The sequence below is a fragment of the Phormidium pseudopriestleyi FRX01 genome, from assembly GCF_017313335.1.
Classification (GTDB): domain Bacteria; phylum Cyanobacteriota; class Cyanobacteriia; order Cyanobacteriales; family Laspinemataceae; genus Laspinema; species Laspinema pseudopriestleyi.
The window spans coordinates 1-6,966 of the sequence record NZ_JAFLQW010000355.1; the positions used below are offsets into that span (position 1 = coordinate 1).

Here is a 6,966-nt window from a genome sequence, read left to right on the forward strand (position 1 = left end):
GCTCGTTTCTGTGGCACGTTTTCCATGTTGACTGGCGCGGGTGTTCCGATGCTCAGTTGCTTTGATATTGTGGCCCGTACTGCCGGAAATCAGGTGATTGCTAATGCTATTAATAATGGGAAGGCTGAGGTTGAACAAGGGGGTAGCTTAACGGAAGCCTTCGAGCGAGAAAACATCTTTCCCCCAATGGCAATTTCAATGATGCGAATTGGAGAAGAAACTGGGGAACTGGACAAGATGCTGTCCAAAGTCGCCGATTTTTATGAAGATGAAGTTGAACAAGCTGTGAAAGGTCTCACCAGTACCCTGGAACCGATTATGATGGTGGGTATTGCAGCAATGGTGGGTTCGATTTTGATGTCTATGTATCTGCCCATGTTTGCTGTGTTTGACAAACTCGGATAAACCGAGGGGAATGAGCTGGATTGACGAACCGATTCCTGTCCTGAAATGCCAAGAACTAGCGGAGTTTATTGCTATTTTCCCCCGCTTTCAATCTGATTTCGGTTTCTTGATACGGCTCATTGACTGGAATACTGACTCAGTTTAGGTCAATCCAGAAGTTGAAAAGTCTTGAAAAATAATGTCTCTTAAACAATACCATTACGAACAGTTACTCGCTGACTATAGCAATCGGGCCAGTGCGATCGCCCTGCTTCGGCAGTATCGCACCTATTTGGAAATGATTCCAAGTATGCGGCGTCCCCAGGAAAGTGTCATTCCCATTCCCTTACCCAATGTCCGCATTCGTGAAACCCTCTCTTCCCATTCTCCTAGTGGATTGAGCGCGAATTCCGGTGATGTGATTTCTTTACCCTGCGATGTCGCAATTTTGATGTGTGACCCGGATTGGAAGGTGAAAATGGGCGGGGAAATCTTTGTGTTTATTCATCGTCCAGAAGAAGATTTTTCGGATTTACTCCGCCGCTGGCGACAAACTCAAATGTGGTTATCTCATGCCTACGAGTGGTTAATGCCTCTGCGTTACCAATACATGATTGGGGAAGGGTCGGATACGATTTATCCATTGTTTGTGGTGTTTGATGACACCCCCGATCGCATTAAACGCGGTCTCAAAGGGGCTTCTCTCCCCTTCGTGGTGCAAAACCTCAGTGGGTTGAGTGAAGATGAGGAACCTATTGAGGAGGAAGTGGAAGATATTTTTATTTTCCAGGAAGAAGAAATCATTGAATAAGAGTTGCTGCCCCTGCACTGATATAGGGAATTATAGGGGGTACTCAAGGGTTATTAAGGTGCCGTTATGATGGCAGTTTTCTGTAATTTTAAGTGAATAAATATTACCTGATGTGGGTAAAATTGTCAAGAGCTTTCTAGAAGTTTTAGACCCATTTTATCAGGGCTCCTCCAAGTCCCGATCGCCGGGAAAATCCGAGGAGTTAGCGATCGCCCAATCGGTTTTTTTGTGGCACAATCGTAACCCGCCTAGATACCACTTCTCAAACTGGCACAGGATTTCTAATTCTTCAAACCTTATGCAATAGAACCAAGCAAAACAAGTCCAGGAAACCATCAGATTTTTACACCTCTGATAACCAGAGATTGAGGGTGTTTTTTATGAACAAAGTTCCTTCGCAACAACACACAACAGCCTGAGTTATTCAAGTTTGGGCTTCCTTTGCGATCGCCTTAACCGCCACAGGAGTCGGGATTGTCAATTTACCCGTTACCAATTGGGTCAAAGGTTATATGGGAATGGGTGTCATCTTCACCGTCGGCTCATCGTTTAGCCTCGCCAAAACCCTGCGCGATCGCCATGAAGCCGAAAAACTCACCTCAAAAGTAGAAGAAGCGCGAGTCGAACGAATCCTCACCGAACATAAGCGCAAAAAAGCCCCAACAGTCATCAACCATTGAGGCTTTCTTGAAAATAGGGCCGCTTCCTACCCCTTCACCAAAGCAAAAGAATTAAAATTTCGCCTCCTTGAAGTTAGTCAAGCGCACCCCTCTAGTCGCTCACTGGCTTCTTTTTTTTTCCCTTAGACACTTCTTTTTTATGGCGGATACCCACAATGGAAACCGCCTGTTCCACCGGATATCCCACCCGGGGAATCACCTGATACAGTCGCTCTTTTTCCAGTTGTTTCAGTTCCGTGTAATCCACCCAGTGAATACAGTCCACCGGACAAGTGTCGATCGCCTCTTGAATCACATCCTCCGGGTCTCCGTCTTGGCGAACCACCCGAGAACGTCCATAATCCTCCTCAATATAGAAGGTATTTCGCGCTACATGAGCGCAATGTTTGCAGCCAATGCAAGTGAGTTCGTCCACATACACGCCATTTTGTCGCAATGCGCCGCCTAACTCTGGCTCCAAACCTGAACGTTCCGGGGCATCCCGTAACGCGCCACCTAACTCCGGTTCGAGACCCGAACGGTCCGGACTTTCGGGGATTGAAAACTCAGAAAAATCCTCCATTAGCTGGCCCAACGTTGCAAGACAACCCGGATCGAACCATCCTCATTTTTTTGTTGTTCGGCAATTTGAAACCCTTGTTTCGCCGTTTCATTCACCACGGTGTGATAGGCATAGCGCTGGGTAACTTCATTCAGAAACCGATTCACCGTCCAAGGTTGCTGCCAATATTGCAAATCAGCAACCAGGGAATATTCTTGGCCGTTCCAGGTAAAACCGATGTCATACCCATTCTCTTGGGCGATCGCCACTTCGGCGTTATGGGTTAGCCCTTTATAACCGTGAACCTCCGTCGGACCAGATTTCCACTCAATTCCCAACTCCGTTAACGCCGATTGCAACGAACTCAGATTGCGAATTTGGGTCTTAATTTGGCTGAAATGTGACATAGTTGATAACTCTCTTGTGCTGACAATTGTGAATGTAATGGGACAAGAAACAATTAAATTGCAGTTTTAGAAAAATTTACCAATCACTCCAACTCGCCTGGGCGGTTGCAGTCTGGGACAGTTCTACCACTTGGGCAAAATGTTCCGAAGTTTTCTCCTGGACCAGGACCAGTCCCAGTTGGGCTTCGATCGCCGCTGTGACTTCTGCACAGGATGCACCGACAATGCCAGTGACTTTTTCCTGCACTCGACCATCGGGGTAGATGACAAATTCGAGTGTTTCCATGCTTTTGGTTTGCGTTGTAGGTAGTTTTAATTTATCCGCAGGCATCCCTAGCACCGCCAGTCATGCCTTTGGGTCAATTCGGGGATCCTAGACTGCCCAGCTTGGCAAGTCCTGTTAACTTATTGTGACCAATCAAATTATATTGAGTCATACCTTAACAAAAATTATTACCGATTAGAGTAAATTACTCAATATCTGCTAAGTTTCCCCTAAGTTGAGAGAGTCGTCAAGTGAGCCCATCTCCCGGATATTTAGGGGCAGCAGTTTGAGTCCCAGCTATTTTCAACCCATCCCCATCCGCGCCGTTGCTCTACACTTAGGCCGCTTCACCCCCGGCTAATCTAGGACCAACCGTCTGGAAACATTGACACAATTGATGCTCCCCCATAAAACTTTTGATAGGTCTGGCCCCAGTTCTTCCATTCATAATTCTTTACAAATCCCCGCGCATCTCACCCCAGAAACCGTGTTGCGGCTCAACTTCCGTTAGATAATGATAATCTGTTTAGTTCAAGGAATCCCATGAGTAACCTGCAAACCCCCCACTCCCCAACCCCAACCCGCCTCCGCATCGGTGTTCTCGGGTTTGGAGGCTTAGGACAAGCTGCCGCCCGAATCCTCGCCCCCAAACGCGAAACCCTCTGGGTGGCTGCTGCCGATAAACAAGGATACGCCTACAATTCCCAAGGCTTAAATCCTGATGCCTGCATCAACGCCTACCATCAACAGGGGTCCCTCGGCTACCTCGAACCCAGTGGCATCCTCAGCAATGACAGCATCACCGAATTAATTTCTCAAGCTGAGGTGGATGGGTATTTCTTGGCATTACCGAATCTTCCTAATACCTTCATGGCATCGGTGGCGAGACAATTTATTGAGTCTGGATGGCGTGGAGTCTTAGTAGATGCCCTGAAACGCACTAGCGCCGTGGAACAGTTACTCGAACTCCAGGATGACTTACAAAAAGCCGGGATTACCTACATGACGGGCTGTGGTGCCACCCCTGGCTTATTGACTGCTGCTGCTGCTTTAGCCGCCCAAAGTTATGCCGAAATCCACAGCGTGAAAATTACCTTTGGAGTCGGGATTGCCAACTGGGAAGCCTATCGCGCCACGATTCGCGAAGATATTGCCCATATTCCAGGTTATACCGTAGCCCAAGCGATGGCGATGACTGATGCAGAAGTGGAAGCGTTGCTCGATCGCACCGATGGTAAATTGGCCTTGGAAAATATGGAACACGCCGATGATATCATGTTGGAATTGGCGGGAATTTGTTCGCGCGATCGCGTCACCGTCGGCGGTATTGTGGATACCCGCAATCCCAAAAAGCCACTCAGTACCAATGTGCAAATTACTGGTCGCACTTTCGAGGGTAAAATCTCCACTCATACCTTTACCCTAGGGGATGAAACCAGTATGGCGGCGAATGTTTGCGGCCCTGCTTTTGGCTATTTAAAAGCAGGTATGCGCTTGCACCAACGGGGGATTTACGGGTTGTTAACAGCGGCGGAAGTGATGCCGTTGTTTGTCCAGTAAGGGTGAGTGAGGGACGGGTTTAGTCTGATGGGGCGATCGCCGGGTGAGTATTGAAGTGCGATCGCCCCCGAGTCGGATTAAGTCAGGCGATCGGGGAGGGAACCACTTCTGTCAACTCCGTCATCACTGCACCGCGATTAATCAGATCCTGTTTCGTCTCCTCCGAAAGCCCCATCACCTTAGACAAAATCGCTCCTTCTGCGATCGCACCATTCAAATTCGCACCCCGCAAGCGCACCCGCACCAACTTGGCATGATTCAACTTCGCATCCACCATCATTGCTCGAAACAAGTTTGCACCAGTGAAGTCCGTATAATGCAACGTGGCATAACTCAAGTCTGCACCGCCCAAATCTGCATCGGTAAGGTCCGCACCACTTAAATCCGCACCACTGAGATTCGCGCCAGTCAAATTTGCGCCAGTTAAATTTGCACCACTGAGATTCGCACAATAGAGATTAGCCCCGATTAGGGTAGACCGGAAAAAATCACACCCAATCAGTTTAGCCCGAAATAGATTCGCCCCAAACAAGCTCGTGCGAAAGAAACTGACACCACTTAACTCCGCATTACTCAGATCCGCCCGGAACAGGTCCGTATCGCGAAAATCTCGTTCTCCAGCAGCATACCGTTCTAGTAGTTCGTTAGCATCCATATTTTTAAGGGGGTTATTTGACAGCTTACTCTTCTATTTTCTCAGAATAAGGCAGTTATTTGGCAAAGTTTAATATTTGGCTAACAGTTGGGGTTGTGATGAGCAGGGGTTGGAGGGCGAGAAAACCACTCTGTAAGAAACCGAGTTTCCAAGGAGAGGGGTACAAAGGCAATGGAAACCTGTCCGGCGAAATGTTACCCCCCGCAAAGATGTATGACTTTTAAAATTGTAGCTATTTAAATTGTAGCTAAAGTTAAAAGCTCATCTAGCTGGGTTTTAAAGTCCGTCGCCACCTTTAAAGGAGTATAGGTTTCTCCCTCGTAGGGTTGCCAAATATGAGTAGAATTAAATGGTTTAAACCCGGGCATCGTTTCCACCCCTTCCGTCAAATTTTGAGCTAAAACCAATCCAGGGATTGATAAATCAGGTAAATCTTCCATGAGCTCGCTATAAGTCCTAAATTCATCAACTTCCACCCCAACTAAAGCATAGCGAAACGAAGCAGTAAGCCGGAGAATTTGATAGAAGAGAATCCCTAATTCTGTCATCATATAAGCACTCTCAGGCGTCGTAATGCCCACTTCACTCAGATTGTTGGCGCAAACCCGACACCACCAATTTTTTTCCATATCTTGAAAAATGTCTGTTTGATATCGAGATTTACAATGAGATGAAACTAGCCATTTTCTTCTTTCAAAGTAACGAGGATATGAAACTAGCCATTCTCTTCTTGCAAAGTGACGAGGATCGGAAAGCAGCCATTTTTTTCTTGCAAAGTGACGAGGATCGGAAACTAGCCATTTTACTTTTTCAAAGTGTTGATTAAATAGATTTACATTGTTTTCATCCGGTCCACATTCTGCCGACAAACTGAAGATCAATGCCATTGTTAGAGACTCCTATAATCAGATTATTTTAATCAATTCTTTCCCAATCATTTTGGGTATTGGCTAATGCTGCCTCATACCGTTCCAAAGACATTGTAACACTTGGCACGATACTCACGTGCGTCGGGCTATCTTGAAGCGCCTCCAAATCCCCCCGAATATTTTTATCGTCAATTTGCCAGAGGGGGTCTTTTCCACTCCCCCCAAATTTTGCAGGGCGGCGAAATGCAGGTAAACTTTCAATGGAAAGAAAAACAGACAGTCCCTTTCGACCCCCAATGGCAACATCAACAAGTTCTCCTGCAAACTGACGTTCTGACTGGGGTAACAGATAGCCTTGCTTATTCAGATACCCGGCAGGCATTTGTTCAATATCTATGTCCCTCCCAAGTCTAACCCCTAGTAATTTAGCACTGCGACCTATTTTAGGCTTACCATTTTCTGCCGCCATCCCCCGATAATAAAGTTTTGCCATCACTCAATATTATCCAATATTCATTAGAGTTAAATATTTCAATCCATCTAAAACTACTCTTCCGGTTCGATTCCCGCAGCCCGAAGTTGAGCCACTAATCGTTCCGCCCGTTGGCGTTCCTGTTCAATCCGTTCTGTACGCCACAAGAGTAAATTTCCCGCTTCATCCCACCAGCGTAGCCAGTATCCGGGACGATTTTCTCGTTGTCCTTGCCAGACTCCTAGAAATAGCTGCATTTCTGGAATCCAATAGCGGTTTTCTTCATTGGCTGATTCCAGTTGATACCGCTGATTTTCTCCTA

General features: G+C 46.9%; 11 protein-coding genes and 1 pseudogene. 4 read left to right on the forward strand and 8 right to left on the reverse strand.

Annotation, left to right across the window (positions count from 1 at the left end; translation table 11 throughout):
• Positions 1-405, forward strand: a 405-nt coding sequence (locus J0895_RS13290; protein ID WP_207088566.1) for a type II secretion system F family protein, incomplete at its 5' end; no start/stop codon positions are given.
• Between the two features lie 178 nt (positions 406-583).
• Positions 584-1,195, forward strand: a complete 612-nt coding sequence (locus J0895_RS13295) for a hypothetical protein (RefSeq protein ID WP_207088567.1) — start codon at positions 584-586, stop codon at positions 1,193-1,195.
• 159 nt (positions 1,196-1,354) lie between these two features.
• Here J0895_RS13295 and J0895_RS13300 read toward each other — a convergent pair whose 3' ends face one another.
• A complete protein-coding gene (locus J0895_RS13300; protein WP_207088568.1) occupies positions 1,355-1,531 on the reverse strand; it encodes a hypothetical protein in 177 nt (58 codons plus the stop codon).
• 86 nt (positions 1,532-1,617) lie between these two features.
• Here J0895_RS13300 and J0895_RS13305 point away from each other — a divergent pair, with 86 nt between their 5' ends.
• Positions 1,618-1,875: a YiaA/YiaB family inner membrane protein gene (locus tag J0895_RS13305; protein ID WP_340643509.1), complete on the forward strand. Its 258-nt coding sequence runs from the start codon at positions 1,618-1,620 to the stop codon at positions 1,873-1,875.
• Positions 1,876-1,966: 91 nt separating this feature from the next.
• Here J0895_RS13305 and J0895_RS13310 read toward each other — a convergent pair whose 3' ends face one another.
• The 3 genes from J0895_RS13310 to J0895_RS13320 form a co-directional block, all read right to left on the reverse strand.
• Positions 1,967-2,437 (reverse strand): ferredoxin, encoded by a 471-nt coding sequence (locus J0895_RS13310; protein WP_207088569.1) that lies wholly within the window; start codon positions 2,435-2,437, stop codon positions 1,967-1,969.
• Positions 2,437-2,823: a DUF1257 domain-containing protein gene (locus J0895_RS13315; protein WP_207088570.1), complete on the reverse strand. Its 387-nt coding sequence runs from the start codon at positions 2,821-2,823 to the stop codon at positions 2,437-2,439. Before J0895_RS13315 ends, J0895_RS13310 begins: the two co-directional genes overlap by 1 nt.
• A gap of 76 nt (positions 2,824-2,899) precedes the next feature.
• On the reverse strand, positions 2,900-3,109 hold the full coding sequence (locus J0895_RS13320; protein WP_207088571.1) for a DUF2997 domain-containing protein: 210 nt from the start codon (positions 3,107-3,109) through the stop codon (positions 2,900-2,902).
• 522 nt (positions 3,110-3,631) lie between these two features.
• On the opposite strand from J0895_RS13320, the gene bioU reads away from it, so the two are divergent.
• Positions 3,632-4,648 carry a (S)-8-amino-7-oxononanoate synthase BioU gene (gene bioU, locus J0895_RS13325; protein ID WP_207088572.1) on the forward strand — a complete coding sequence of 339 codons (1,017 nt, stop codon included), beginning with the start codon at positions 3,632-3,634 and terminating at the stop codon, positions 4,646-4,648.
• Positions 4,649-4,730: 82 nt separating this feature from the next.
• Here the strand turns inward: bioU and J0895_RS13330 are convergent, their stop codons facing one another.
• The 4 genes and pseudogenes from J0895_RS13330 to J0895_RS13345 all read right to left on the reverse strand — a co-directional run.
• Complete coding sequence (locus tag J0895_RS13330; protein WP_207088573.1) at positions 4,731-5,303, reverse strand: pentapeptide repeat-containing protein; 573 nt, start codon at positions 5,301-5,303, stop codon at positions 4,731-4,733.
• Positions 5,304-5,539: 236 nt separating this feature from the next.
• Complete coding sequence (locus J0895_RS13335; RefSeq protein ID WP_242541274.1) at positions 5,540-6,190, reverse strand: hypothetical protein; 651 nt, start codon at positions 6,188-6,190, stop codon at positions 5,540-5,542.
• 28 nt (positions 6,191-6,218) lie between these two features.
• Positions 6,219-6,665 (reverse strand): Tse2 family ADP-ribosyltransferase toxin, encoded by a 447-nt coding sequence (locus J0895_RS13340; protein WP_207088574.1) that lies wholly within the window; start codon positions 6,663-6,665, stop codon positions 6,219-6,221.
• Between the two features lie 53 nt (positions 6,666-6,718).
• Positions 6,719-6,966: pseudogene (locus J0895_RS13345) on the reverse strand (Uma2 family endonuclease); the annotation flags it as partial.